This is a genomic window from Sphaerisporangium corydalis (assembly GCF_025506355.1).
GTDB lineage: Bacteria > Actinomycetota > Actinomycetes > Streptosporangiales > Streptosporangiaceae > Sphaerisporangium > Sphaerisporangium corydalis.
Genome location: NZ_JANZYP010000073.1, coordinates 25,089 through 51,614 on the forward strand (window position 1 = coordinate 25,089; position 26,526 = coordinate 51,614).

The window sequence follows — 26,526 nt, forward strand, 5'->3', positions numbered from 1 at the left end:
GGTTCGGACTTGTCTACCAAGCACGACATCGCACCACCCGGCGCGGTGGCCGGCCCCTCAACGGGCCGGCCGTCGCGCCGGTCCCGCGCACTCCGGCCGCTGGCCGCCCGCCTGGTGTTCCTCGGCCCCGGGCTCGGCTTCCTGATCGTCTTCCTGCTCGTCCCGCTCGCCCTGATGATGAGCTACACGATCTTCCGGCGCGGGCGGTTCGGCGGGGTGGTGTACGAGGCGACGGCGGAGAACTTCGGCCGCCTGTTCGACCCGCTCTACTTCGACATCGTGCTGAGCTCGGTGCGGACCGCCGCGGTGACGACCCTGATCGCCCTGCTGGTCGGCTACCCCACCGCGTACGTGATCGCCCGGCTGCCCCGCAGGTGGAAGACGATCGCGCTGATCGCGGTCGTCCTGCCGTTCTGGACCAACTTCCTGATCCGGGTCTACGCCTGGGTCATCCTGCTCAGCGGGCCCGGCCTGGTGAACGAGACCCTCACCGGCGTCGGCCTGATCGACAAGCCGATCCAGTTCCTCTACAACGAGGGCACGATCGTCACCGGACTGCTCTACTCCTACCTCCCTCTCATGATCCTTCCGCTGTACGCCGCGATCGAGCGGCTCGACCCGCAACTGCGCGAGGCCTCGGCCAACCTGGGGGCGCGCCCGGCGCGCACGTTCGCCTCGGTGACGCTCCCGCTGACCGTGCCCGGGGTCCTCACCGGCTGCGTGTTCGTCTTCGTGCCCTGCCTCGGCAACTTCGTGATCCCCGAGATCCTCGGCGGCGGCCGTTCGATCATGGCGGGCAACCTGATCAGGGACCAGTTCCTCAAGGCGCGCGACTGGCCGTTCGGCTCCACCCTGGCGCTCGCGGTGATCGCCGTGCTGATCGTCCTGCTGTTCCTGCAGGCCTGGGCGTCACGCGCGTACGGCGGGACGGAGGGCCGTCGTGCCTAGGGGGCGCCTGATCTACGTGCCCTTCTGGGCCACCTACGTCTTCCTCTACACGCCGATCATCGTGCTCGTCGTGATGTCGTTCAACGCCGGCAAGTCGCCGTACGTCTACGAGGGCTTCAGCCTGAAGTGGTACGCCGAGCTCGCGGGCGACGACACCGTCAGGAACGGCCTGGTCAACACGCTGATCGTCGCGGCGGGGGCCACCGTGCTGTCCACCGTGCTCGGCACGCTGCTGGCCGTGGGCATGGCCCGCCACAGCCGCTCGCGGCTGCTGGACGCGCTCGGCCTGCTGCCCGCCGTCCTGCCGGACCTGGTCGTCGGGCTCGGCCTGCTGGTCTTCTACGCCACGATCAAGATGACCCTCGGCCTGCACTCGGTGATCCTGGCCCACACGGTCTTCGGCATGGCGTTCGTCGCCGCCGTCGTGCGCACCCGGCTGACCCACGCCGACACCTCGCTGGAGGAGGCGTCCCGCGACCTCGGCGCCTCGCCGCTGGCGACGTTCACCCGGATCACGCTGCCGACCCTGGCCCCCGGGATCGCCGCGGGGGCGCTGCTGGCGTTCACGCTGTCCCTGGACGAGTTCGTGATCGCGTTCTTCACCGCGGCCCCGACCGAGCCGACGCTGCCCATCGTCATCTACTCGATGGTGCGTTTCGGGGTCACCCCCGAGATCAACGCGCTGGCCACGATCCTGCTCGCGGTGAGCTTCACCGTGATCATCGTCGCCCAGCGGATGACCCGACTGACGGAGACCCTGACATGAGTGCTCTTCCCGAGGCGCCCGCCGTGCCGCAGACGCTGGTGGGCATCGAGGGCGTCTCCCGGCGGTTCGGCGACGTCGTCGCGCTGGACGACGTCACCCTGGACATCCGCCAGGGTGAGTTCTTCGCCCTGCTCGGGCCGAGCGGCTGCGGCAAGACGACCCTGCTGCGCATCCTCGCCGGGTTCGAGGAGCCCGACGCCGGTACCGTCACCCTCGACGGGGCCGACCTGCTGTCACGGCCCGCGCACCGGCGCCCGGTCAACCTGATGTTCCAGTCCTACGCGCTGTTCCCGCACATGTCGGTGGCCAGGAACGTCGCCTACGGGCTGGAGCGCGAGAGGGTGCCCCGCGCCGAGGTCAGGGACCGGGTCGAGGAGGTGCTCGCGACCGTGGGCCTGGCCGAGCAGTCCGCCCGCCGGCCCCACCAGCTCTCGGGCGGGCAGCGGCAGCGGGTCGCGCTGGCGCGGGCGATCGTGAAGCGGCCCCGGCTGCTGCTGCTGGACGAACCGCTGTCCGCGCTGGACAAGAAGGTCCGCGCCGAGATGCAGCTCGAACTGAAGCGCCTGCAGCACGAGGTCGGCATCACCTTCGTCGTGGTCACCCACGACCAGGAGGAGGCGATGTCGCTGGCCGACCGCATCGCCGTCCTGGACGCCGGCCGGGTCCAGCAGGTCGACGCGCCCGTGCGGCTGTACGAGCGGCCCGGCACGCCGTTCGTCGCCGGCTTCATCGGGGCCAACAACCTGTTCGAGGGGACCGCCTCGGGCGGCGGCCTGTCGGTGCCCGCCCTCGGGACGCTGCCCGCGGCGGGGGGCCTGCCCGCGGGGGCGCCCGCGCTGCTCGGCGTGCGGCCGGAGTCGGTGCGCCTCGGCGAGACCGGGATCCTGCGCGGCGTCGTCGCCGACGTGAGCTTCTACGGAGGCGTGTCCCACATCGCGGTCCGCGTGGCCGGCCACGACCGCCCGATCCTGGTCGCCGCCCAGGGGCCGGCCCGCCTGCGGGCGGGCGCGGAGGTCGGGCTCGGCTGGACGGCGGCCGACGCCGTGCTGATCGCCCGGTGACGGCCGTGCGATCAGTGGGCGACGGCCGCCAGCGCGTGGCCGGTGACGGTGCGCGCGTAGCTGAGGATCAGCTCCGCCGCCTCGTCGGGGCCGATCACCGGGTGGCGCGCCGTGATGCGGTACCCGTAGGCGTCCTCAAGCGCGACCAGGTTGCGGGAGATCACCACCGGGTCCTCGGTGAGCGCGAACACCCCGAGCGCCGCGCCCATGTCCAGGATGGACTGGTACATCGCGACCTGCCGGTCGTAGAGCGTGGTGAGCAGCACCGCGTACACCCGGTTGCGCGCCGCCGCGCCGCCGAGCTCGTTGAGCAGCCGCACGCCCGGGTCGTCGGGGCCGACCGGCAGCCCCGAGCGGATGGTGACCACGAGCTTCTCGGCCGGGTCGCTGAGCCGCGCGACCCGCTTCAGGCGCTGCTCGTAGAACCGCTCCATCCCGGCGTGGTGCGCCTCGACGAGCAGCTCGCTCAGGTCGGGGTAGTGGTAGAGCACCGCGCCGGAGGTCAGCCCGGCCTCCTCGGCGACGTGGTTGAGATGCACGCCCTGGGTGCCGTGGCGGAGGATCGCGCGCCGTGCGGCCTCGATGAGGTCGACCCGCCGATCCGCCCGGCTCTTGCGCGCGCTCATGACAGTCCCCCCTGTGCCCCGTTGTTGAAGATGGAGTCTAAAGCGACCCATCTGCCGTCGGCCATACATACGTGGTTATGGCCGTACCCCGCCCCTGTGTATTTGAATCGTTCTTCAACTTCGATGGAGTATTGATGGCCACCATCCTGTTCATGCCGGAGAGCGCTTACGGGCCGACGAACAACTGCGTCGGCATCGGCGACATCCTGCGCCGCCGGGGCCACCGCGTGGTGTTCGCCGCCGAGGCGTCGTGGAAGGGCAAGCTGACGGCGCTGGGCTTCGAGGAGGACCTGGTCGACCTCGCCCCGCCGGCGGAGGAGGAGCAGGACGCGGGCCAGTTCTGGAAGGACTTCATCCGTGACACCGCACCGGAGTACCGCAAGTCCACCTTCACCCAGCTCGAGACCGTCACCAAGCCGATCTGGGACGCGCTGATCGACGGGACCAAGTACTGCGAGCCGCAGCTCAGGGCGATCATCGAGCGGGTGGACCCCGACGTCATCGTCGAGGACAACGTGATCACCTTCCCCGCGCTGCTCACCGCGGGCAAGCCGTTCGTGCGCATCGTCTCGTGCAACCCCCTTGAGGTGAAGGGCGACGGCGTCGCGCCGGTGTTCAGCGGGCTCCCGGCCGCCGACCGTGGCGAGTGGGACGCCTTCCGCGCGGAGTACGACCGCACCCACCGCGACATCTGGGCGGCGTTCAACGCCTGGGTCGTCGAGCAGGGCGCGCCCGCGCTGCCCGAGCTGGAGTTCATCCACGAGGGCGACCTGAACCTGTACGTGTTCCCCGAGATCGCCGACTACACCGATGACCGGCCGCTCGGGGAGTCCTGGCACCGGCTGGACTCTTCGGTGCGCGAGACCGACGAGTCCTTCGAGCTCCCGGCGTCGCTGGCCGCCCGCGAGGGCGCCCTGGTCTACTTCTCCCTCGGCTCGCTCGGCTCGGCCGACGTCGGCCTGATGCAGCGGGTGATCGACGTGCTCGGCACCACGCCGCACCGCTTCATCGTGTCCAAGGGCCCGCTGCACGACGAGATCAAGCTGGCGGACAACATGTGGGGCGCGGAGTTCGTCCCGCAGACGAAGATCATCCCGCTGGTCGACGTGGTCATCACGCACGGCGGCAACAACACCACGACCGAGGCACTGCACTTCGGCAAGCCGATGATCCTGCTGCCGCTGTTCTGGGACCAGTACGACAACGCCCAGCGGATCGACGAGCTGGGGTACGGCGTGCGCCTGTCGACGTACGCCTTCGCCGACGAGGAGCTCACCGGCGCGCTGGACCGGCTGATCGGCGACACCGGACTGCGCGCGCGCCTGGCCGAGGCCGGCGAGGAGATCCGCCGCCGCGACGGCCTGCGCAAGGCCGCCGACCTGATCGAGAGGACGGCGACCACACCATGACCAGGTTCCCGGTGAACCCGGCCACCGGCGAGCGGCTGGGCGGGGTCCCCGACACCCCGCTCGCCGAGGTCGCGGCGGCCGTGCGGCAGGCGCGCGCGGCCTTCGAGCATTGGTCGGCGGCCACGCCGGCGGAACGCTCGCGCGCGCTGCTGCGCCTGGCCGACCTGGTCGAGGCCGACGCCGACGAGCTGACCCGCCTGGAGGTGGCCGAGACCGGCAAGCCCGCCACGGTGTTCCGCGACGGCGAGCTGCCGTTCGCCGTGGACAACCTGCGGTTCTTCGCCGGCGCCGCGCGTTCCCTGGAGGGGACGGGCGCGGGGATCCTTAGTGCGGGGTACACCTCGGTGCTGGTGCGCCGGCCGATCGGCGTGGTGGCCTCCATCGCGCCGTGGAACTTCCCGCTGGTCATGGCGGTGTGGAAGCTCGGCCCGGCGCTGGCCGCCGGGAACGCCGCCGTCATCAAGCCCGCCCCGCAGACGCCGGGCACCACCCTGCGGCTGGCCGAGCTGGCCGCCAAGGCGGGCTTCCCCGAGGGGCTGGTCCGCGTGGTGACCGGGGACGCCGAGGTGGGCGACGCCCTGGTCGGCGACCCCGGCGTCGACATGGTCAGCGTGACGGGCTCGACGGCGACCGGCCGCGCCGTGATGCGGCGCGCGGCCGGCGACCCGGGTGATCCGCGTCCGGGGCTGAAGCGCGTGCACCTGGAGCTGGGCGGCAAGGCGCCCGCGCTGGTGTTCGCCGACGCCGACCTGGCCGCCATGGCACGGGGTGTCGCCATGGGCGCCACCTACAACACCGGCCAGGACTGCACGGCCGCGACGCGGGTGTACGCCGAGCGCGGGGTGTTCGGCGAGACGGTGGAGGCGCTGAGGGCGACGCTGGAGGCCGTGCGCGCGGGGGACCCCTGGGACCCGGCGACCGACATCGGACCGCTGATCTCCGGCGCCCACCGGGCGCGCGTCCACGGGTTCGTGGAGCGCGCCGCCGCCGCGGGCGCCCAGATCGTGTGCGGCGGAATTGTCCCGGAGGGCCCCGGATTCTTCTATCCGCCCACGCTGATCACCGGCGCGGCCCAGGACGGCGAGCTCGTCCAGGGCGAGGTTTTCGGTCCGGTGCTCGTCGTGGTGCCCTTCTCCGGCGAGGACGAGGCGGTCCGGTTCGCCAACGACACCCCCTACGGGCTCGCGTCCTCGGTATGGTCTTCGGACGTCGCGCGGGCGCTCCGGGTGGCCCATCGTCTGGACGTGGGAGTCACCTGGGTGAACGACCACCTGCCGATCGCGTCCGAGGCGCCGCACGGCGGGGTCAAGGGCAGTGGGTTCGGCAAGGACATGAGCCAGGAGGCGGTCCAGGAGTACTCGGTGACCAGGCATTTGATGATCAAACATGCCGCGTCCGAGGATCGTGACAGTTTCCGCCCCGCATAGTTACGGAAGCGAGAAGGGGGATTTATCCCCTTCTCTTAATGTTTGGTGTTTTTGTTGCAGAATGTGCTGTTGGCCGATCTGGTACGGGTGTGCTCCAATTACCCTCGCCTGATGGATGTCTCGGACGTCTCATGCGCCTCGCGCGTGACGTACCCCCCTGCACGCCAGGCTCGTGAGAGGTTGCGAAACCAGTGAGGACAGAAGACCCTCGGGGTAACCCGGGTCGTGGAAACCGTGTGGAGCGGTCCGGGCCGTCCATGGCGCGAGCCCCGAAGAGCGGAAGCTGGCTCCGCCTCCAGAACTGGCGCGTCCGGTCACGGCTCGTGGCCCTCATCATCATCCCCACCATCGTCGGCGTCATCCTCGGCGCCGTGCAGCTCACCAACGCGATCGCCACCTCCTCGGACTACCGGCGCCTGACCGAGGTGGCCGCGCTGGTCCAGAAGATCGACGTCCTGATCCACGAGGTGGACAAGGAACGCGACCTGATGGCCTGGTACATCGCCGACGGGCGGCGCCAGGCGCGGTTCAAGAGGGTGCGGACCCAGCAGGACAGTGTTGACCGGGCCAGGGAGCCCGTCCTGTCCGGCGTGTCCAACCTCGACCCCTCCCACACCGCGCGTGTGCGCTCCGAGGCCGAGCAGATCCGCCTCTGGCTGGAGGGCCTGCCCGGCCTGCGCACCCGAATCGCCGAGCCCAGCGTGCCCTCCCGGGCCGCGCTCGGCATGTACTCCAAGCTCATCACCGTCCTCGGCTCCATGCAGAGCGAGCTCGGCACCTCCGGCAACGACCAGCGGCTGTTCGGTGACAGCATCGCGCTCGGCGCGCTCGGCCGCGCCAAGGAGGAGGTCTCGCGCCAGCGCGGCCTCATGACCGTGGGCCTGGCCACCCTCGGCAAGCCCGGCGGCGGCTTCGACTACGACGACTTCGTGGACTTCCCCGGCTCCTGGAGCCGCCAGCAGAGCGAGACCGCCACCTTCCTCGCCGAGGCGGCGCCCGCCGACGTCAAGTACTACAACGACAACGTCCGCGGCCAGCAGGTCGACAAGGCCGACTGGATGCGCGCGCTCGCGCTCGCACAGCTCCGCCAGTTCAAGGAGATCCAGGACCTCGACCCGATCCGCCGCGACGACACCACCATCTGGTACAACTCCACCACCGCCGTCGCCGACCGCATGCGCAAGGTCGAGGAACGGCTGGTCGGCTCGGTCGTCCAGCAGAGCCAGGGCCTCCAGGAAGAGGCCCAGCGCCAGGCCATGATCTCCGGCGCGCTGATCCTGGTCCTGCTGCTGCTGGTCCTCATCATCACCGCCGTGGTCGCGAGCTCACTGACCCGGCCGCTGCGCCGCCTGCGCTCGGAGGCACTGGAGATCGCCGGCGTCCGCCTCCCCGAGACCGTCCAGCGGCTCAGGGAGAGCACAGACTCCTCCCCGACGGCCGAGGTCATCCCCATCGGGGTCACCTCCAGGGACGAGATGGGAGAAGTGGCCCGCGCCTTCGACGAGGTCCACCGCGAGGCGATCCGGCTGGCCGGCGACGAGGCCCGGCTGCGCAGCAACGTCAACTCGATGTTCGTCAACCTCTCCCGGCGCAGCCAGACCCTGGTCGAACGCCAGCTCAGCCTCATCGACGGGCTGGAGCAGGGCGAGCAGGACGAGAACCGGCTCGGCAACCTGTTCAAGCTCGACCACCTGGCCACCCGCATGCGCCGCAACAGCGAGAACCTCCTGGTCCTCGCCGGTCAGGAGACCGCGCGCCGGTGGAGCCAGCCGGTCCCGATCGTCGACATCGTCCGCGCCTCGCTGTCGGAGGTGGAGAACTACGAGCGGGTCGACGTCCGCGTGCAGTCCGGCATGGCCGTGGTCGGCCAGGCCGTCAACGACGTCGTCCACCTGGTCGCCGAGCTGGTGGAGAACTCCATCTCCTTCTCGCCGCGCGAGACCAAGGTCGTGGTGTCCAGCAACCGCATCGACGGCGGCGGCGTGATGATCTCGGTCAGCGACAGCGGCATCGGCATGACCGCCGACGAGCTGGCCGAGTCCAACTGGCGCCTGGCCAACCCGCCGGTCGTGGACGTCGCGGTGTCGCGCCGCATGGGCCTGTTCGTGGTCGGCCGCCTGGCGCTGCGCCACAGCATCCGCGTGCAGCTCCGCCAGCAGGACGGCGGCGGCCTCACCGCCATGGTGATGCTGCCCGAGACGCTGCTGTCGGCGCCCGGCACCCCGCAGTACGGCGGGATGCCCATGGAGGCCACCGGCCCGATGGCGGGCGCCGCCCAGTTCGGCGCGCCGCCCCAGGCCCCGGCGTACGACCCGGCCGCCTTCACCCCCGCGACCGGGTTCGACGCCCCCGCGCCGAACGGCATGCGCGCCCCGGTCTATGGAGCCGACGAGCCCGGGGTCGGCGCCGCCGCCGGCCCGGCCAACCGCGGGCCCTTCGAGCGCGGGCCGTTCGAACGCGACCCGTTCGAGCGCTCGCCGGCCGCCCCCCGCGACCCCTTCGAGCGCCCGGCGCGGCGCGACCCGTTCGAGAGCCCGCCGGCCGCCGAGCGCGGGCCGTTCGAGCGGGACGACGCGGCCGAGCAGGACCCGTTCGACCGCTACTTCAACCCCAACCCGCCGCTGGACACCCCGTGGCCCTCCGACACGCCGACCCCCGGCAGCACCTCCTCCTGGGCGTCCGACCCGGCCGACCAGGACACCGCCTCGTGGCCGGCGATCCCCCCTGCGGGCAGCGGGATGACCGGGCCGCTCAGCGGCGGGTACACCGGCCCGCTGAGCGGCGGGCCCAACGGGCCGGTCACCGGCGGGCAGGCCGGGCCCGTGACGGGCGGCGGGCCCAACGGGCCGAGGACCGGCCCCAACGGCCCGAGGACAGGGCCCGCCGACCGGCGGGGCCGCTCGTTCGGCGCGGTGCCCGACATGGACCACACCGGCCCGCTGCCGGTCGTCCAAAGCTCGTCCCTCGACGGGGCGGACGAGTTCCTGCCGATCTTCGCCGCCGTCGAGTCCGACTGGTTCCGGCGCTCGGACGCCGAACCACCGCAGGACCGGCCCGAAGTGCCCTGGCAGGAGGACATGGTGGAGTTCCCCTCGCGGACGCCCGAGCCGGCGCCCGAGCCGGCCGTCGTCATGGAACCCCCGGCGGAGGCCAGGGCGTGGTCGTCCCCGGGAGACGCGGGCTGGCAGGCCGCCCAGGCGGCGAGCGACCCCTCCCTCGGCGGGATCACCCAGTCGGGGCTCCCCAAGCGGGTGCCCAAGGCCAACCTCGTGCCCGGGTCGGCCGACCCGGGACCGTCGGTCTTCTCACCGGCGCCGTCGCTGTCCCCCGACCGTGTGCGCAGCAGGCTGGCGAGCTACCAGCAGGGCGTGCGCAAGGGCCGGGCCGCCGCCCGGGGCGAAACGAGCGACGATCTTTACCCCAACGGCAACGTCGAACGTAACAAGGAGGACTCGTGAGGGAGCTGAGCCAGGCCGCCCGTGGAGTCAACTGGCTGATCACCGACTTCGTGAACAACGTCCCTGGCGTCGCTCACACCGTCGTTGTCTCGGCCGACGGGTTGCCTCTGGCCTTCTCGGAGGGGTTCCCCAAGGACCGGGCCGACCAGCTCGCGGCGGTGGCCGCGGGTCTGATCAGCCTGACCCAGGGTGCGTCCCGGGTGTTCGAGGGTGGAGCGGTCACGCAGACCGTGGTGGAGATGCAGCGCGGCCTGCTGCTGATCATGTCGGTCAGCGACGGTTCCTGCCTCGCGGTCCTGGCCGCGGCCGACTGCGACATGGGCCTGGTGGCGTACCAGATGACGTTGTTGGTCGAGCGCGCGGGTCAGGTACTGACACCGGCCGTCCGCGCCGAACTCCAGTCGTCCCAACCCAGGTGAGAGGGCCGATGACAGGAGGACGCTGTGGCACGCCGCGGCTGGACGGATGACGGCGACCCGCTGAGCGGCGGATCGTCGTACCCGCCGATCGATGACGCCCGCCGGTTCTCCGGCGCGGCGGCCCCCCTGCCCATCCCCGAACCGATGGAACAGAGTTCCCTGGTCCGGCCGTACGCCATGACCGGGGGGCGCACCGCCCCCCGGACCTCGCTCGCCATGGAGGCGCTCGTCTCCTCCTCCTCATCGGCGCATCAGGATCTGTCATCTCTCACTCCGGAGAAGCAGGCGATCAGCTCGCTGTGCCGCACGGTGCGGTCGGTCGCCGAGATCGCCGCGATGCTGCGCATGCCGCTGGGCGTGGCCCGCATCGTGATCGCCGACATGGCGGCCGAGGGTCTCGTCCAGGTGCACCACCCGCAATTGGACACGGGTAAGCCGGACCTCAACTTGCTCGAAAGGGTTCTCAGTGGACTTCGCAGGCTCTAGCCGCGGCGCGGCGCTGACGTCGACGAAGATCGTCGTCGCGGGGGGGTTCGGCGTCGGCAAGACGACCTTCGTGGGGGCGGTGTCGGAGATCGTGCCCCTCACCACCGAGGCGGTCATGACCGACGCCAGCGCCGGCATCGACGATCTGGGCTTGACCCCCCACAAGACGACGACCACGGTCGCGATGGACTTCGGACGCGTGTCGCTCGACCAGGACCTGATCCTCTACCTGTTCGGCACGCCCGGCCAGCACCGGTTCTGGTTCATGTGGGACGACCTGGTACGCGGCGCCATCGGCGCCGTGGTGCTCGTCGACACCCGCCGCCTCGCCGACTGCTTCCCGGCGATCGACTACTTCGAGGAGGCGCAGCTCCCGTTCGTCGTCGGCATCAACGGCTGGGACGGGCGCTACGCCCACGCCGACGAGGAGGTGCGCGAGGCGCTGACCCTGGCCCCGCACATCCCTCTGGTGCGGACCGACGCCCGCTCGCGCGACTCGGTCAAGACCACCCTCATCGCGCTCGTGGAGCACGCCCTGACGATGCGGGTCGCGGTTCCCGGCTGGGGAGGCCGCTGAGCCTCCGGGCCGGGAACCGCTCCGGCGGTTCCCCGCCAGGTCAGCGGGGCCGCGCCTCGATGAGGCTGGCGTTGAAGCGCAGCGGGAGCACGTCGGTGACCGACATGCCCGCCTTCTCGATCAGCACCGTGTGCTCGGACCTGCTGCGCTCACGGCCCTGGCCGAACAGCCCGAGCATGCGCATGTCCAGGTCCTTGCCGAAGTGCGGGGTGTCGTCGTCGGGCACGACGATCTCGACGAGCAGCAGGCGCCCGTTCTCGCCCATCGCCGCACGTGCGGTCCGCAGGATGCGCGACGCGTCGGTGTCGTCCCAGTTGTGGATCACACTGCCCATCAGGTAGGCGTCGGCGCCCGACGGGATGGACGAGAAGAAGTCGCCCGAGACGAACTCGCACCGGTCGGCGAGCCCCCAGGACTCGAAGGCCTCGCGCGCGTCCGGCAGGACGTGCTCCAGCTCGAACAGCACGCCGCGCAGGTGCGGGTTGGCCCGCAGCGCCGCCGCCAGGATGTGCCCGCGCCCGCCGCCCACGTCCATCAGGGTCGAGACCGAGGAGAAGTCGTAGAGCCCGGCGACGCCCTCGGCCATGGGGATCGCGCGGTTGGTCATGAAGTCGTTGAACGTGCGCCCCAGCTCGGCGTTGTGCGACAGGTAGTCGTACAGGATGCCGTAGCGTTCCACGAACGCCGACCGCCCGGTGCGCACGGTCTGGGAGAGCTCCGTCATCGCGTACGACATGGTCGGGTCGGTGTTGGCGATCACGGCGCTGCGCAGCGAGCCGGGGGCGCCGGTGACGAGCATGGCGCCCGCCTCGGTGAGCTTGTAGGTGTCCTGGCCCACCGACTCCACCAGCCCCATGCCGGCCAGGGTGCGCAGCACACGGTTCAATGAGGGGCCGTGCGCGCCGCAAAGGGAGGCCAGCTCCGAGACGGACAGCGGCCCATCGCTCAGATGGTCGGCACAGTTGAGGTCGACCATGGTCTTCATGGCCGACACGCGCCAGCCACCGCGGAGGACGTCCCAGACGACGGTCCCGGGATCGGTCATTTCCACTCCAGTCATGAGATGTGTGGTCCCGGAGGCATTCCCGGGACGTACAGACCTGTCGCCAGGCCTGGAACAGGGGATCCGGCGAGGCCTAGGCCTGGAAGGGCCGGAACGGGTCCTTGCCGCGGACCAGCCGGCCCACCTCGGCGCGCAGGTGCACGAACGCGGGGAGCTCCCGCGTGGCGATCTGGTCGCGGGGGAACGGCAGCTTGACCGACAGCTCGCCGACCACGGTGGCCGGTGACTTCTTCAGGACGATCACGCGGTCGCCGAGGTACACGCTCTCGTCGATGTCGTGCGTGATCAGCAGGACCGTCATGCGGTGCAGCTCGCGCACCTTCAGCACGAGGTCCTCCAGGTCCTCGCGCGTCTGGGCGTCGACCGAGCCGAACGGCTCGTCCATGAGCAGCAGGGACGGCCGGTAGGCGAGCGCGCGGGCGATGGCCACGCGCTGCTGCATGCCGCCCGACAGCTCCCAGGGGTACTTGGTGGCGGCGGCGGCCAGCCCGACCTCCTCCAGCGCGTCCGCGGCCGCGGCGCGCCGTGCCGCCCGGTCCCCGCCGCGGCGGCGCAGCGGCAGGGCCACGTTGTCGCCGACGGTCATCCAGGGGAAGAGCGACCGGCTGTAGTCCTGGAAGACCACGGCCAGGTCACCGGGCGTGTCCGAGACCGCGACGTCCCTGATGCGGATCTGGCCCGCCGTCGGCTTTATGAGCCCGGCGATCGAGCGGAGCAGGGTGGACTTCCCGCAGCCGGAGGGGCCGACGACGCACACCAGCTCCCCCTCGGCGACGTTCAGGTCGATCCCGCCGAGGGCCTGGTGGGCGCTCGGGCCCTTCCCGTAGGTGTGACTCAGGTTGACGACATCGAGCACGATGTTTCCTCAGGTTGTCTGCTGGGCTCGCCGGTGCCAGGAAAGGACGCGCCGCTCAACGAACAGGAACGACGCGTTCAACACGAAGCCGAGGATGCTGAGCAGCACCATGGCGCCCCACATCCCGGCCAGGTCGAAGCTCTGCTGCTTGAAAAGGATCAGGTACCCGAGCCCGTCCGTGGCGCCGACGAGCTCGGAGACGACCATCAGGATCACCGCGAGGGAGAGGCTCAGCCGGAGCCCGGCGAAGATCTTGGGTGCGGCCGCCGGGAGGATGATGCGGAACAGCCGCTGCCTGCGCCCCAGCCCGAAGACCTGCGCGGTGTCGGCGTGCACGCGGTCCACGTGACGCGCGCCGTCCACGGTGTTGACCAGGATGGGCCAGATCACGCCGTAGACGATCGTCGCGAGCTGCATCTGCGTGCCGAGCTTGAACAAGACGATGAACAGGGGGATGAGCGCGGGCGGCGGGATGGCCCTGGCGAACTCCAGGATCGGGTCGATGTAGCCCGACAGCGCCTTGGAACGTCCCAGCGCGATGCCGAGCCCGACGCCGATGACGCCCGCGATGGCCCACCCGGCGAGCAGGCGTCCCACGCTGGGCGGCAGGTTGTCCACCGCCTCCTCGGTGAGGAAGAGGTGGGAGGCCGGGCCGGAGAACCACAGCTCGTACATGTGGGTCACGATGGTCGTCGGCGGGGGGAAGTAGATCGAGTCGCCCTGCCGGGCGCCGAGTTCCCAGGCGACGAGCACGAGGGGGATCAGCCACATCTGTTCCAGTACCCCGAGAAGGCCGCGACGGCCACCCTCGGTGCCGCTTTCGGCGGCGTGCCGGCCGGCACGCGAGGTCGTCGTGGTCACGAGCCGCCCCCCGACTTCACGGTGTGCCAGCGGAAGGCCCTGCGCTGCACGCTCAGGAGCAGCGAGTTGGCCAGCAAGCCGAGGACGCCCGTCCAGATGGTGGCGGCGAGCACGAGGTCGGTGCGCGAGCCCGCCCCCGCCCGGATCATGTAGGCGCCGATGCCGTCCGAGCCGCCGGCCAGCAGTTCCGCGCTGAGCGCGACCACAAGGGCGATGGAGGTGGCCAGCCGCACGCCGGTCAGCATGAAGGGGGCGGCGCTCGGGAGCGAGACGCGCCCGAGGATGGACAGGTCGCCGAAGCCGAAGCTGCGGAGGGTGTCCTTGGCCACCGGGTCGACGTCCTTGAGCCCGTACATGGTGTTGATCAGGATGGGCCACGACGCGGCGAAGACGATGACCGTCACCTTGACGCCGTGGTCGGAGGGGATGAGCAGGGTGACCAGCGGGATCAGCACCACGGAGGGGACGGGGCGCATGAACTCGATCAGCGGGCGCACCGCGCGCTCGGTGCGGGGCATGCTGCCGAGCAGCACACCGAGGGGGACCGCGATCAGGACGGCGATGAGCAGGCCGAGCCCCCAGACCAGGAGCGTTCCCTGGACGTCGAGGAGGAAGTCGCCGTCGGTGGCCAGGCTCACCGCGCCCGAGAGCACCGTCGACATCCGAGGCAGCAGGTCGGGGTCGATCAGGCCGGTGATCCCCGCCAGCTCGCCTGCGATCAGCAGGCCCGCGACGCCGGCGGCGCCGCGGGCCACTCTGGCACTGATCATTGAGGAAGCGGGACCAGAAGAGGCTTGACGTCCATCTTGGCCTTCAGGTACCCGTACTCGACCATCAGGTCGGCCACGCGCTGGATGCGCTGGGCGTTCAGCGAGGTCGGGTAGGCGCCGAGGTTGATGACCGCCGCCACGTCGGGGGTGATGTGGGTGTAGCTCGGCAGCACCTTCTCGACGGCCTTGCGGTCGGCCGCCGCGGCCTGCTGGCCCTTGAGGATGGCGCGCTGGAAGGCGGCCGTCGTGTTCGGGTACTTCTTGGTCCAGCTTTCGGTGGCCGCCCAGCCGGCGATCGGGAAGTCCGCCATGGCCCCGGTCATCGTGTCAGCGATCTTGCGGGCGCCGAACTCCTTCTGGACGTTGGTCAGGAAGGGCTCGGTCAGCCAGGCCGCGTCGACCTGGCCGCTCTTCAGCGCCGCGGGGGCGTTGGGGAACGGCATGGGGACGAACTGGACGCCCTTGTTCGGGTCGAGCCCGGCGACCTTCAGGGTGGAGCCGACCGCCAGGGTGCCGATGCTGTTCGGCGCGGCGACCGATATCTTCTTGCCCTCAAGATCCTTGACCGTCTGGATCTTGGAGTCCTTCGTGACCATGATGCTGAAGACGTCGTTCTTGGCCTCGTAGGTGTCGGCCACGAAGCGGAAGCTTCCCGCCTTGTTCTCCGTGGCGGACAGGACGGAGAAGTAGTTGGCCAGGGCGAAGTCCAGCTGGCCGCCCATGAGCTGGGGGAGGGTGACCGCGGTGCTCTGGAGGATCTTCGGCTGAACCGTGAGCCCCTCCGCCTTGAAGAACCCTTGCTGGTCGGCGATGTAGAGTGCGGCGACGTCGGCGATGGCGAGGACTCCGACGCTGATGGTCGTCTTCTCTAGAGCCTTTCCGTCGCCAGATGCGGTAGAACTCCCGTTCGAGTTCCCGCATGCTGTGAGTGCCAGTATGGCAACTACGCCGACGATGAAGGTACGACCCCTAAGGCTTCTCATTGAGGTGTCCTTGTTAGTTGTGGGGGAAGAGGGCCTGCCCGCTCCTGGGGAAGAGCCTGTGGGCACGGCGAGCGTGAAGCCTAGCGGAGGAAGATCGGACCTTACATAAATAAGTGCCCTTTGTCACGAAACTCGTAAAAAAGTCCGCTTAAGGGCAATATGTCCGATATGTACGTCTGGAACGCTTTAAAAGCACACTGACGCGGATGGTGACCCTACGTAGCCTCTTCCGTCACTGTGATCTCGCACGGACCCGCTAACCCTGCTAGAACGGGATTCAATAATGGATTGGACCGTTCTAAATGCCCATAGGTATTGGTCGACCTCGTAGGCTTATGCTCCAATTGCCCCTTGACTTGCCACGTGTCACACATCCACGTGGCTTTCCCCCCAAAAGCAGACCAGCTGGCGAGAGGTTGCGACCAGTGAGGACAGCAACAATCGAGAGCGGTCGCCGTACCGAGCCTGAAGCAGCCCAACCGCCTTCGGACCCGGGCGCGCCAACCGGCCCCGGTAACGCACCCAGAAGGTCGTGGGCTCTGCGCAACTGGCGGGTGCGTACCCGTCTCATCGCGCTCATCCTGGTGCCCACCCTGGTGGCCGTACTGCTCGGCGGCCTCCGCGTGGCCACCTCGATCCAGAGCGCCACAGAATATGAACGCGTCCGGACGGTGGCCGAGTTCGTCACCAACCTGGGCGACCTGGTCCATCAGCTCGACCTGGAGCGGGACCTATCCGCGAGGTTCGTCGCCAACGGCCGCCGGGGGAGCAACGCCAAGACGCTCATCACCGAGCAGCAGAACGCCGTCGACTCCGCCGCCCAGCTCGTGCGCGACCGCAGGCCCGACGTCGAGCCCGCGCTCGGAGAGATCGGGCGCCAGGAGTTCAGCCGCGTGCTCGGCCGCCTGTCCGAGCTCAAGGCGCTGCGGGACACCATCGGGAAGTCCCAGCTCCCGTCGCTCCCGTCCCTGGAGAAGTACAACCTCGTCATCGACGACCTTCTGGCCGTGTTCGACGAGACGGCGCGCGGCAGTTCCGACGAGTCCCTGGACGCCAGCGCATCGGCCCTCGCCTCGCTGACCAGGGCCGCGGAACAGTCCTCCCGGCAGCGCGGCTTCGTGGCGATCGCCCTGGTCGCCGGCCGCTTCGACAAGCCCGGCCTGGAGGCGTTCAACGCCGCCAGGTCCCAGCAGGCCAGCGAGTTCAGCGCCTTCCTGTTCAGGGCCACCCCCGCCGAACGGCAGGCCTACTTCGACACCGTCAGTAGCCAGCTCATCGACCGCGCCGCGGGCACGGTCCAGCGCGTGCTGAGCCTGACCGACGAAGGCGTGGCGCTACGCGGGCTCGGGGACGGCCGCAACCAGGACGACTACTGGTTCGAGGCCGCCAACGACGGCCTCAACCGCATGCACGACGCCCAGCGGACGATGGGCCGGGGCATCGTGGAGCGGGCCGGCGAACTGGCCCGCGCCGACCAGAGCCAGGCCGCCGTCAACATCGGCGTCGTCGCGCTCCTGATCATCCTGGTCCTGCTGATCACCACCGTCATGGCCCGCTCCCTGGTCGCACCGCTGCGCCAGCTCCGCCGCGAGGCGCTGGAGATCGCGGGCCGCCGGCTGCCGGAGATGGTGCAGAAGCTCCGGGAGTCGGAAGGCAACGCGGGCGCTCCTGAGGTACGGCCCATCGGCGTGGCCTCGACCGACGAGGTCGGGGAAGTGGCGCGGGCGTTCGACGAGGTCCACCGCGAGGCGATCCGCCTGGCGAGCGACGAGGCGCAGCTGCGAAGCAACGTCAGCGCCATGTTCGTCAACCTCTCGCGCCGGACGCAGACGCTGGTGGAGCGGCAGATCACCCTGATCGACGGTCTGGAGCAGGGCGAGCAGGACGACGGGCGGCTGGGAGACCTCTTCCGCCTGGACCACCTCGCGACCCGCATGCGCCGCAACAGTGAGAACCTCCTGGTCCTCGCCGGGCAGGAGCCCGCGCGACGCTGGAGCCAGCCCGTCCCGCTGCTGGACGTCACCCGCGCCTCGCTGTCGGAGGTGGAGAACTACGAGCGGGTGGCCATGCAGGTCCCCACCGGCGTCTCCATCGTCGGCCAGGCCGTCAACGACGTCATCCACCTGCTGGCCGAGCTGGTGGAGAACGCGATCTCCTTCTCCCCGCGCGAGACCAGGGTCACCGTCTCGGGCAACCGCATCGACGGCGGCGGCGTGATGATCTCCATCACCGACGCCGGCATCGGCATGACCGACGAGGAGCTCGCCCAGACCAACTGGCGCCTCGCCAACCCGCCGGTCGTGGACGTCTCGGTGTCCCGACGCATGGGCCTGTTCGTGGTCGGCCGGCTCGCCCTGCGAAACGGCATCCGCGTGCAGCTCCGGCGGCACGACGCCGGCGGCCTGACCGCGATGGTCCTGCTCCCCGAGTCGCTCATGGGCATGCCCGCCCACCCGGGCGGGGGAGCCCCCGCGGCCGGGCAGGCGTTCGCCGGCACCGGAGCGGCCGCCGCCGCCTGGTCGGGCGCGCCCCAACCGGCCGGCCAGAGCCTGTTCGCCTCGGCCGCACCGGCCGGCGGGTTCGACTACCAGGCCGGCCCGGCCCTGTTCGGGAACTCGTACGCCGACCAGGGAGCGTTCGGCGCCGCCAACGGCGGGCCGCTCGGCCCGACCACCGGCGGCGGGCTCGGCGCTCCCGGCGGCGGCTTCGGCGGCCCGCCCTCGGGCGGCTTCGGCACCCCTGCCCCGGGAACGGGCGGCTTCTACGGCCCGGCCTCGGGCGGGTTCGGCGGACCCCCCACCGGCTCGGGCGGCTACGGCGGCCCGCCGGCGGGAGCGGGGGGCGGCTACAACGGCCCGCCCACCGGCGCCGGCGGTTACGGCGGCCCTGGTTCCGACGGTTACGGGGGTCCCCCCACGGGCGGCCACAACGGCCCGCCCACCGGCGGCCAGAGCCTGTTCGGCCCGCCGACGGGCCCGAGCACCTACGGCGGCTCGCAGGGCGGCCCGGGAAGTTTCGGCGGCCCGCCCACCGGACCGTCCGCCTACGCGGGGCCGCCCACCGGCCCCCCGAACAGGAACGGCGACGGCGAACTGCCGGTCCGCATGCGCCCGCGCAGGTACGAGTCCTCGGACCTGGACGCCGTCACCGGCCCGCTGCCCGCCGTCCGCAGCTCTCCCATGGAGCAGGAGGACGAGTTCCTGCCGATCTTCGCGGCCGTCGAGTCGGCATGGTTCCGGCGCGCCGACCGCGAGGCCGACAAGGAGAAGGCCGCGCCGGGATGGCAGGAGATCCCCGCGGACGCCGGATGGCAGGCGGCGGCCGTCGTCGCCGAGCCGGTCCGGGACGGGACCACCGCCGCGGGCCTGCCCAAGCGGGTGCCCAAGGCGAACCTGGTGCCGGGAACGGCGGGCACACCCGAGCCCGTCGCCTCACCCATGCCCGCCATGCCGGCTCTGTCGCCCGACCGGGCGCGTAGCCGCCTGTCGAGCTTCCAGCAGGGCATCCGGCAGGGCCGGGCCGTCGCGCGGGGCGAGCTGAGCGAGGACGAAGTGGCGTATAACGCCGAGCTTCGGCGCATTCAGGGCGACAAGGAGGACAAGTGAGAGAGCTGAGCCAAGCCGCCCGCGGAGTCAACTGGCTGATCACCGACTTCGTCCGGGGCGTACCGGGGGTGGCGCACACGGTGGTGGTGTCCTCCGACGGGTTGCCTCTGGCCTTCTCGGAGGGGTTCCCCAAGGACCGGGCCGACCAGCTCGCGGCGGTGGCCGCGGGTCTGATCAGCCTGACCCAGGGTGCGTCCCGGGTGTTCGAGGGTGGAGCGGTCACGCAGACCGTGGTGGAGATGCAGCGCGGCCTGCTGCTGATCATGTCGATCAGCGACGGCTCCTGCCTGGCCGTGCTGGCCGCCCCTGACTGTGACATGGGTCTGGTGGCGTACCAGATGACGCTGATGGTCGAGCGCGCAGGTCAGGTCCTGACCCCGGCCGTGCGCGCCGAGCTTCAGGCGTCGTCACCGCGGTGACCTCCATGGGCGGTCCGGGCTGGGAGGACGGATTACGGCGTTACCAACAGGAGCCGTCGTCCCCGGTCCGGCCTTTCACGGTCACCGGAGGGCGCTCGGCACCACGGACGCATCTGGCCATGGAGACGTTGGTTCACTCCACGATTCCGGCTTACCAAGATATTTCCGGCCTCATCCCGGAGTACCAGGCGATCAACACGCTCTGCCGCCAGGTACGCTCCGTCGCCGAGATCTCCGCGCTCCTGCGGGTCCCGCTCGGCGTCGCCCGGGTGCTCATCTCGGACATGGCCGCGGAAGGCCTGATCCAGTTGCACCAGCCGCAACTCGACGCCGGGAAGCCGGATCTCAACTTGCTCGAAAGGGTTCTCAGTGGACTTCGCAGGCTCTAGCCGCGGCGGGTTGACCTCGACGAAGATCGTCGTCGCGGGTGGGTTCGGCGTGGGCAAGACGACCTTCGTGGGGGCGGTGTCGGAGATCGTCCCCCTCACCACCGAGGCGGTCATGACCGACGCCAGCGCCGGCATCGACGACCTGGGCCTCATCCCGCGCAAGACCACCACGACGGTGGCCATGGACTTCGGACGCGTGTCGCTGGACAGCGAGCTGATCCTCTACCTGTTCGGCACCCCGGGGCAGCACCGCTTCTGGTTCATGTGGGACGACCTGGTCCGTGGCGCGATCGGGGCGGTCGTCCTGGTCGACACACGGCGCCTCGCCGACAGCTTCCCCGCCGTCGACTACTTCGAGGAGGCGAAGCTGCCGTTCGTCATCGGGCTCAACGGATGGGACGGCATGCACCCCCACCAGGACGAGGAGGTGCGCGACGCCCTCACCCTGGGCCCGCACATCCCGATCGTCCGTACCGACGCCCGGCAGCGCGACTCGGTCAAGAGCACGCTGATCGCGCTGGTCGAGCACGCGCTCACCATGCGGGTGTCGGTACCCGGCTGGAGGAGCTGACGGCACCGGACCTCCCGGCCCACCGCTCGAAACGCGTGACCGGCCCGCGGAGCGGATAGGCTGGGAGGTCGAGTCCCAGACGCATTCCCCGGACGATCCGTAGCGCAGAGGCTGGCCAATCACGTGTTCGAGACGCTTTCCGACCGGCTGACATCGGTCTTCTCCTCCCTCAAGTCCAAAGGGAGGCTGTCCGACGCCGACATCGACGCGACCTGCCGAGAGATCCGCATCGCGCTTCTCGAGGCCGACGTCGCGCTGCCGGTCGTCAAGGAGTTCGTTTCCCATGTCAAGGAACGCGCCCGGGGCGCGGAGGTCTCCCAGGCGCTCAACCCGGCCCAGCAGGTCGTCAAGATCGTCAATGACGAGCTGGTGCGGATCCTGGGCGGGGAGACCCGGCGGCTGAGGTTCGCCAAGACCCCGCCCACCGTCATCATGCTCGCCGGCCTCCAGGGCGCGGGAAAGACCACCCTGGCCGGCAAGCTCGCCCGGTGGCTGCGCGAGCAGGGGCACGCCCCGCTCCTGGTGGCCGCCGACCTGCAGCGGCCCAACGCCGTCCAGCAGCTCCAGGTCGTCGGGCAGCGCGCCCAGGTCGCCGTGCACGCCCCCGAGCCGGGCAACGGCGTCGGCGACCCCGTCAAGGTGGCGCGCGAGTCCATCGACCACGCCAGGCGCCAGCAGCACGACATCGTCATCATCGACACCGCCGGCCGCCTCGGCATCGACCAGGAGCTGATGCGGCAGGCCGCGGACATCCGCGACGCCGTCAGCCCCGACGAGGTCCTGTTCGTCGTCGACGCCATGATCGGCCAGGACGCCGTCACCACCGCCCAGGCCTTCATGGACGGCGTGGGCTTCGACGGGGTCGTGCTCACCAAGCTCGACGGCGACGCCCGCGGCGGCGCCGCCCTCTCGGTGCGCCACATCACCGGCCGCCCGATCATGTTCGCCTCGACCGGTGAGAAGCTCGAGGACTTCGACGCCTTCCACCCCGACCGCATGGCGTCCCGCATCCTCGACATGGGCGACATCCTCACCCTGATCGAGCAGGCGCAGCGCACCTTCGACGAGGCCGACGCCGCCAAGATGGCGGGCAAGCTCGCCTCCGGCGAGAACTTCACGCTCGACGACTTCCTCGAACAGATGATGATGGTCCGCAAGATGGGCCCGCTCAAGAACCTGCTCGGCATGATGCCCGGCATGGGGCAGATGCGCGAGCAGCTCAACCAGGTCGACGAGCGCGACCTCGACCGGGTCGCCGCCATCATCCGGTCGATGACCCCCGCCGAACGCCAAGAGCCGAAGATGATCAACGGCTCGCGGCGCGCGCGCATCGCCCGGGGCTCGGGCGTCACCGTGACCGAGGTCAGCAGCCTCGTGACCCGCTTCTTCGACGCGCAGAAGATGATGAAGCAGGTCGCGGGCGGCATGGGCATCCCCGGGATGCCCGGGAGCCGCAAGGGCGGCAAGGCCGCGCAGAAGAAGGCCAAGAAGGGCCGCCGGGTCTCCGGCGACCCGCGCAAGGCCGCGCTGGGCAAGGCGGCGGCCGGCGACGGCGACGCGCCCCAGCTGCCCCCGGGCCTCGGGGGTCTCGGCGGTCTGGGCGGTCAGCTTCCTCCGGGGCTGGAGCTCCCTCCGGGCTTCGACCCCTCCAAGCTCCGGCTGCCCGGCCAGAAGTAGCCTTCGGGCTTTTTCTCGGGTCCGGCCGGGAGCGTTCCGGCGGTTATCGGGTCTGGCTTTGGGTCTCTGAGCCGGTCGGAGGCACTCCGGTGGCGCCGATCGGGCGTCGATTCGGACAGGCGCCCAATCATCTGGCACAATGACATGTTGGAACACCGTGACCGTGGGTGCCCTCTCACCCCCGCGAGTCACGGCTTGTCCCTCGGGCGGTCATCCCGTCGTGCCCCACTCGGCGAGACGCCCGCTCACCCACGCTTCGATTGCAGGAGAGACCACACCCGTGGCAGTCAAGATCAAGCTCAAGCGGCTCGGCATGATCCGCAACCCGCAGTACCGCATCGTGGTGGCCGACAGCCGCACCAAGCGTGACGGCCGTGCGATCGAGGAGATCGGCCTCTACCACCCCAAGGAGAACCCGTCGTTCATCCAGGTGAACTCCGAGCGGGCGCAGTACTGGCTGGGAGTCGGCGCGCAGCCGACCGACCCGGTCATGAAGCTCTTCAAGCTCACCGGTGACTGGCAGAAGTTCAAGGGCGAGGCCGCTCCGCCGCCTCTGCTCGTGGCCGAGCCCAAGCCCGACCGTCACGCGATCTACGAGGCCGCCGCGAAGGAGTCGCTCGCGGGCGACGCCGGAAGCGCCAGCGCCACCACGCAGCGCAGGCCCAAGAAGACCGTGAAGGCTGACGAGACCCCCGCGACCCCGGCCGAGCCGGCCGCGGAGGAGAAGCCGGAAGGCGAGGCCTGAGGTGCTTGAGGAAGCCCTCGAGCATCTGGTCAAGGGCATCGTCGAGCATCCTGACGACGTTCTGGTTCGTGCCCGCCGCATCCGCAGCGGGCGCGTCCTCGAGGTCCGGGTCCATCCCGAGGACCTCGGCAAGGTCATCGGTCGCGGTGGCCGCACGGCGAAGGCGCTTCGCACCGTCATGAACGCCCTCGCCGACGGCAAGTACGTCCGGGTCGACCTGCTCGACCTGAACGAGGCCCGATAACGAGACCTCAGAGGTCACCGATCCTCTGGACAGGGGACCCCCGCACGCCGGGCGGTCCCCTGTCGCGGTCCGAGACGGCGTTCTGGCCCTGCTCACGGGCTTCGGGCTTTGGGCTGTCCGGCTTTTCGGGCTTTCGCGTGATGCCATGCCGGTCACCACTCTGTTGCCGCGCAGGGGCTCCGTGGGGTGCCGGGCTCTCCTTGACGTTTCTGACGTGTGGTGCTTCCGATCTATATCTTCTCTATCTCTTCTAAGGAGTGGTGACGTGCAGCTCGTTGTCGGCCGCATCGGCCGCCCGCACGGCATCCGTGGCGAGGTGACCGTCGAGGTGCGCACCGACGACCCCGAGTCGCGCTTCGCCATCGGCGCCTCCCTGGCCACCGACCCCGCGAGTGCCGGCCCGCTCGTGATCGAGAACATGCACTGGCACAAGGCCATCCTGCTGCTGCACTTCGCGGGCGTCACCAGCCGTGAGGGGGCCGAGGAGCTCCGCGGCACCATGCTCGTGATCGACTCCGCGGACCTGCCGCCCTCCGACGACCCCGACGAGTTCCACGACCACCAGCTCATCGGCATGTCGGTCGTCACCACCGACGGCACCGGCGTCGGAGAGATCGTCGACGTCCTGCACCACGGCCAGGACCTGCTGGTGATCCGGCGGGCGGGTGGCCAGGTCCTGGTCCCGTTCGTGCGGACCCTGGTCCCCGAGATCGACCTGGACGCCAAGCGCGTCGTCGTGGACGCCCCGCCCGGCCTGCTCGACCCCGACGAGATGGCCTGATCATGGAATGGCGGGCCGCGGACCGGTGACCATGCGCGTCGACATCATCTCGATCTTCCCTGAGTACTTCGCCCCGCTCGACGTCTCGCTGATCGGCAAGGCGCGGCAGAGGGGGCTGCTGGACGTCCGGCTGCACCAGCTCCGCGACTGGACCCACGACGTGCACCGCACCGTGGACGACACCCCCTACGGCGGGGGGCCCGGCATGGTGATGAAGCCGGAGCCGTGGAGCGAGGCCATCGACGCCGTCGCCGGCTCCGCGCCCGAGCCGCCGCGCCTGGTCGTGCCGACACCGAGCGGGCGGCCGTTCACCCAGGAGGTGGCCCTCGCGTACGCCGCCGAGCCGTGGCTGCTGTTCGCGCCCGCCCGCTACGAGGGCATCGACTCCCGGGTCATGGCCGAGTACGGCGACCGGCTGCGCCTCGACGAGGTCAGCATCGGCGACTACGTCCTCGCGGGCGGGGAGGCCGCCGTGCTGGTCATGGTCGAGGCCGTCGCGCGGCTGCTGCCCGGCGTGCTCGGCAACGCCGGCTCGGTGACCGACGACTCCTTCGCCCCCGGGGCCATGGCGGGCCTCCTGGAAGGCCCCGTCTACACCAAGCCGCCCGTGTGGCGCGGCCACGAGGTGCCGCCGATCCTGCTCTCCGGCAACCACGGGGCGATCGCCCGCTGGCGCAGGGACCAGGCGCTCCGCCGCACCGTCGCCAACCGGCCCGAACTGGCCGCGCGCCTCGACCCCGGGACCCTTGACAAACGTGATCGCCAGGTCCTCGACGAGGCTTCGTTTCGCTTCCCGCCGGAAGATATGGCAGACTGAATCGCTGCTGCCGACTGCGCTGCGGTCGGCGTGGCCGACCGGGGCAGACCGGCCCGGTATCCGAGACGTATTCAGCCCAGCGCTCGTGTCTTCCTCGTCGCCATGCTTCCATGCCTGGCCGGGCGGACCTCCGGGTGCTCGCTTCAAATGAGGGACCGCTGTCATGCACACGCTGATCCAGGAGCTTGAGAAGGCCTCCGTACGCACTGACGTCCCGAGCTTCCGCCCCGGCGACACGCTCGAGGTTCACGTCCGCGTCGTCGAAGGCAACCGGTCCCGTATCCAGGTCTTCAAGGGCTTCGTGCTGCGCCGCCAGGGTGGTGGCTCCCGCGAGACCTTCACCGTGCGCAAGGTGAGCTACGGCGTCGGCGTCGAGCGGACCTTCCCGGTGCACAGCCCGGTCATCGAGAAGATCGAGCTCGTGACCCGCGGCGACGTCCGCCGCGCGAAGCTCTACTACATGCGCGACCTGCGCGGCAAGGCCGCCCGAATTCGCGAGAAGCGCGACGCCCTGCCCACCGGCAAGTAGGCTCGCAGCACACGTGGCCCGCACCCGCGAGGGATGCGGGCCATTTTGCTGGATCAGATGCCGGCCCATCTGCCCAGGTCGCGGAGTTTCTTGAATGCGATGCCGAGTCGGCGACCCGCCTCGGACCGCACATCATTTAGGCTCGACAGCGATGACTAGCTATGGCCAGGGGCCGGCGGGCCGCGCCGCCCCGTCGAGGACGAGGTAGACGTGGTCGCGGAAGACACCAAGCCGACAGCCAAGAACGGCAAGGAGAAAAAAGGCTCCTTCTGGCGCGAGCTACCGGTTCTGGTGGTGGTCGCGCTGGTTCTGGCGCTCATCATCAAGAGCTTCGTGATCCAGGCGTTCTACATTCCGTCGGAATCCATGGAGAACACCCTGCTCGTCAACGACAGGGTGCTCGTCAACAAGCTCGTCTACCACACGCGCGATATCGAGCGCGGCGACATCGTGGTGTTCTCGGGAGTCGACTCCTGGGCCAGCGAGGTCGAGGTCCCCGAGCCGGCCAACCCCGTCGCGGGCTTCTTCCGCTGGGTCGGCACGGCCTTCGGCGTGGTGCCCGGCGAGAAGGACTACATCAAGCGCGTCATCGGCGTCCCGGGGGACACCGTCAAGTGCTGCGACGCCAGGGGCCGGGTCACGGTCAACGGCACGCCGCTCGACGAGAAGTCGTACCTGTACCCCGATGACCAGCCGTCCCAGAAGTTCTTCGAGATCAAGGTCGAGAAGGACCGCCTGTGGGTCATGGGCGACCACCGCTCGGTGTCCCTCGACTCCCGCTCCCACCAGGGCGACCCCGGCGGCGGGGCGATCCCCAAGGACAAGGTCGTCGGACGCGCGTTCGTCATCGTGTGGCCCTTCGCCCGCGCGACGACGCTGTCCATCCCGGACACCTTCAACCAGGCCGAACTCAAGGCCACCGCCCTGGCAGGCGAAGCCGCCCCCCTCCTCCTGGGCTTCGCCGCCGCCTTCCCCCTCCTAGCCCTCCGCCGCCGCCTCCTCCCCACCCCCCACCGCCGCTCCCCTTAACCCACCCCCT

At 70.4% G+C, this 26,526-nt stretch carries 26 protein-coding genes; 20 read left to right on the plus strand and 6 right to left on the minus strand.

The features are described 5' to 3' along the window. The first annotated feature begins 9 nt into the window (after positions 1 to 9). From NYZ98_RS35005 to NYZ98_RS35015, 3 genes are read left to right on the plus strand one after another with little or no spacing between them, the layout of a single operon-like run. Positions 10 to 948, plus strand: coding sequence for an ABC transporter permease (locus NYZ98_RS35005; protein WP_262848376.1), 939 nt, complete (start codon positions 10 to 12; stop codon positions 946 to 948). After that, positions 941 to 1,714: an ABC transporter permease gene (locus NYZ98_RS35010; protein ID WP_262848378.1), complete on the plus strand. Its 774-nt coding sequence runs from the start codon at positions 941 to 943 to the stop codon at positions 1,712 to 1,714. Before NYZ98_RS35005 ends, NYZ98_RS35010 begins: the two co-directional genes overlap by 8 nt. Continuing rightward, on the plus strand, positions 1,711 to 2,775 hold the full coding sequence (locus tag NYZ98_RS35015) for an ABC transporter ATP-binding protein (RefSeq protein WP_262848379.1): 1,065 nt from the start codon (positions 1,711 to 1,713) through the stop codon (positions 2,773 to 2,775). Before NYZ98_RS35010 ends, NYZ98_RS35015 begins: the two co-directional genes overlap by 4 nt. An 11-nt stretch (positions 2,776 to 2,786) precedes the next feature. Here the strand turns inward: NYZ98_RS35015 and NYZ98_RS35020 are convergent, their stop codons facing one another. Next, positions 2,787 to 3,401: a TetR/AcrR family transcriptional regulator gene (locus tag NYZ98_RS35020; protein ID WP_262848381.1), complete on the minus strand. Its 615-nt coding sequence runs from the start codon at positions 3,399 to 3,401 to the stop codon at positions 2,787 to 2,789. Between the two features lie 134 nt (positions 3,402 to 3,535). Between NYZ98_RS35020 and NYZ98_RS35025 the strand changes: the two genes are divergently transcribed. From NYZ98_RS35025 to NYZ98_RS35050, 6 genes are all read left to right on the plus strand, one after another. Beyond that, positions 3,536 to 4,810: a glycosyltransferase gene (locus NYZ98_RS35025; protein ID WP_262848383.1), complete on the plus strand. Its 1,275-nt coding sequence runs from the start codon at positions 3,536 to 3,538 to the stop codon at positions 4,808 to 4,810. Continuing rightward, positions 4,807 to 6,237, plus strand: coding sequence for an aminobutyraldehyde dehydrogenase (locus NYZ98_RS35030; RefSeq protein WP_262848385.1), 1,431 nt, complete (start codon positions 4,807 to 4,809; stop codon positions 6,235 to 6,237). The genes NYZ98_RS35025 and NYZ98_RS35030 overlap by 4 nt, the downstream gene beginning before the upstream one ends. Before the next feature lie 257 nt (positions 6,238 to 6,494). Next, a complete protein-coding gene (locus NYZ98_RS35035) occupies positions 6,495 to 9,695 on the plus strand; it encodes a sensor histidine kinase (protein ID WP_262848387.1) in 3,201 nt (1,066 codons plus the stop codon). After that, complete coding sequence (locus tag NYZ98_RS35040) at positions 9,692 to 10,114, plus strand: roadblock/LC7 domain-containing protein (RefSeq protein WP_262848389.1); 423 nt, start codon at positions 9,692 to 9,694, stop codon at positions 10,112 to 10,114. The genes NYZ98_RS35035 and NYZ98_RS35040 overlap by 4 nt, the downstream gene beginning before the upstream one ends. 24 nt (positions 10,115 to 10,138) lie before the next feature. Beyond that, positions 10,139 to 10,600: a DUF742 domain-containing protein gene (locus NYZ98_RS35045; RefSeq protein ID WP_316249636.1), complete on the plus strand. Its 462-nt coding sequence runs from the start codon at positions 10,139 to 10,141 to the stop codon at positions 10,598 to 10,600. Continuing rightward, positions 10,581 to 11,177, plus strand: coding sequence for a GTP-binding protein (locus NYZ98_RS35050; protein ID WP_262848391.1), 597 nt, complete (start codon positions 10,581 to 10,583; stop codon positions 11,175 to 11,177). Before NYZ98_RS35045 ends, NYZ98_RS35050 begins: the two co-directional genes overlap by 20 nt. A 40-nt stretch (positions 11,178 to 11,217) precedes the next feature. On the opposite strand, the gene NYZ98_RS35055 is transcribed toward NYZ98_RS35050, so the two are convergent. From NYZ98_RS35055 to NYZ98_RS35075, 5 genes are all read right to left on the minus strand, one after another. After that, positions 11,218 to 12,222: a methyltransferase gene (locus NYZ98_RS35055; protein WP_262848393.1), complete on the minus strand. Its 1,005-nt coding sequence runs from the start codon at positions 12,220 to 12,222 to the stop codon at positions 11,218 to 11,220. A 91-nt stretch (positions 12,223 to 12,313) separates the two neighbouring features. Next, complete coding sequence (locus tag NYZ98_RS35060; protein ID WP_262848395.1) at positions 12,314 to 13,096, minus strand: ABC transporter ATP-binding protein; 783 nt, start codon at positions 13,094 to 13,096, stop codon at positions 12,314 to 12,316. A 9-nt stretch (positions 13,097 to 13,105) separates the two neighbouring features. After that, entirely contained in the window at positions 13,106 to 13,957 is an 852-nt protein-coding gene (locus NYZ98_RS35065) for an ABC transporter permease (RefSeq protein WP_262848397.1), read from the minus strand. Further along, complete coding sequence (locus NYZ98_RS35070) at positions 13,954 to 14,727, minus strand: ABC transporter permease (RefSeq protein WP_262848399.1); 774 nt, start codon at positions 14,725 to 14,727, stop codon at positions 13,954 to 13,956. The genes NYZ98_RS35065 and NYZ98_RS35070 overlap by 4 nt, the downstream gene beginning before the upstream one ends. Then, a complete protein-coding gene (locus tag NYZ98_RS35075; RefSeq protein ID WP_262848401.1) occupies positions 14,724 to 15,710 on the minus strand; it encodes an ABC transporter substrate-binding protein in 987 nt (328 codons plus the stop codon). The genes NYZ98_RS35070 and NYZ98_RS35075 overlap by 4 nt, the downstream gene beginning before the upstream one ends. A gap of 554 nt (positions 15,711 to 16,264) precedes the next feature. Here NYZ98_RS35075 and NYZ98_RS35080 point away from each other — a divergent pair. From NYZ98_RS35080 to lepB, 11 genes are all read left to right on the plus strand, one after another. Next, entirely contained in the window at positions 16,265 to 19,315 is a 3,051-nt protein-coding gene (locus NYZ98_RS35080; RefSeq protein ID WP_262848403.1) for a sensor histidine kinase, read from the plus strand. Then, a complete protein-coding gene (locus NYZ98_RS35085; protein WP_262848405.1) occupies positions 19,312 to 19,734 on the plus strand; it encodes a roadblock/LC7 domain-containing protein in 423 nt (140 codons plus the stop codon). Before NYZ98_RS35080 ends, NYZ98_RS35085 begins: the two co-directional genes overlap by 4 nt. Before the next feature lie 5 nt (positions 19,735 to 19,739). Then, entirely contained in the window at positions 19,740 to 20,123 is a 384-nt protein-coding gene (locus NYZ98_RS35090; RefSeq protein ID WP_262848427.1) for a DUF742 domain-containing protein, read from the plus strand. A 10-nt stretch (positions 20,124 to 20,133) separates the two neighbouring features. Continuing rightward, positions 20,134 to 20,694 (plus strand): GTP-binding protein, encoded by a 561-nt coding sequence (locus NYZ98_RS35095; protein ID WP_262848407.1) that lies wholly within the window; start codon positions 20,134 to 20,136, stop codon positions 20,692 to 20,694. Positions 20,695 to 20,817: 123 nt separating this feature from the next. Beyond that, on the plus strand, positions 20,818 to 22,371 hold the full coding sequence (gene ffh / locus NYZ98_RS35100) for a signal recognition particle protein (protein ID WP_262848409.1): 1,554 nt from the start codon (positions 20,818 to 20,820) through the stop codon (positions 22,369 to 22,371). A 280-nt stretch (positions 22,372 to 22,651) separates the two neighbouring features. Beyond that, positions 22,652 to 23,116, plus strand: coding sequence for a 30S ribosomal protein S16 (gene rpsP, locus NYZ98_RS35105; RefSeq protein WP_262848411.1), 465 nt, complete (start codon positions 22,652 to 22,654; stop codon positions 23,114 to 23,116). Position 23,117: 1 nt separating this feature from the next. Further along, positions 23,118 to 23,360, plus strand: a complete 243-nt coding sequence (locus NYZ98_RS35110) for an RNA-binding protein (RefSeq protein ID WP_203991432.1) — start codon at positions 23,118 to 23,120, stop codon at positions 23,358 to 23,360. Between the two features lie 265 nt (positions 23,361 to 23,625). Then, positions 23,626 to 24,141 carry a ribosome maturation factor RimM gene (gene rimM / locus NYZ98_RS35115; RefSeq protein WP_262848415.1) on the plus strand — a complete coding sequence of 172 codons (516 nt, stop codon included), beginning with the start codon at positions 23,626 to 23,628 and terminating at the stop codon, positions 24,139 to 24,141. 31 nt (positions 24,142 to 24,172) lie between these two features. Further along, on the plus strand, positions 24,173 to 24,958 hold the full coding sequence (trmD, locus tag NYZ98_RS35120) for a tRNA (guanosine(37)-N1)-methyltransferase TrmD (RefSeq protein WP_262848417.1): 786 nt from the start codon (positions 24,173 to 24,175) through the stop codon (positions 24,956 to 24,958). Positions 24,959 to 25,121: 163 nt separating this feature from the next. Continuing rightward, on the plus strand, positions 25,122 to 25,487 hold the full coding sequence (gene rplS, locus NYZ98_RS35125) for a 50S ribosomal protein L19 (RefSeq protein WP_262848419.1): 366 nt from the start codon (positions 25,122 to 25,124) through the stop codon (positions 25,485 to 25,487). A 210-nt stretch (positions 25,488 to 25,697) separates the two neighbouring features. Then, positions 25,698 to 26,516, plus strand: coding sequence for a signal peptidase I (lepB, locus tag NYZ98_RS35130; protein ID WP_262848421.1), 819 nt, complete (start codon positions 25,698 to 25,700; stop codon positions 26,514 to 26,516). Positions 26,517 to 26,526 lie beyond the last annotated feature (10 nt).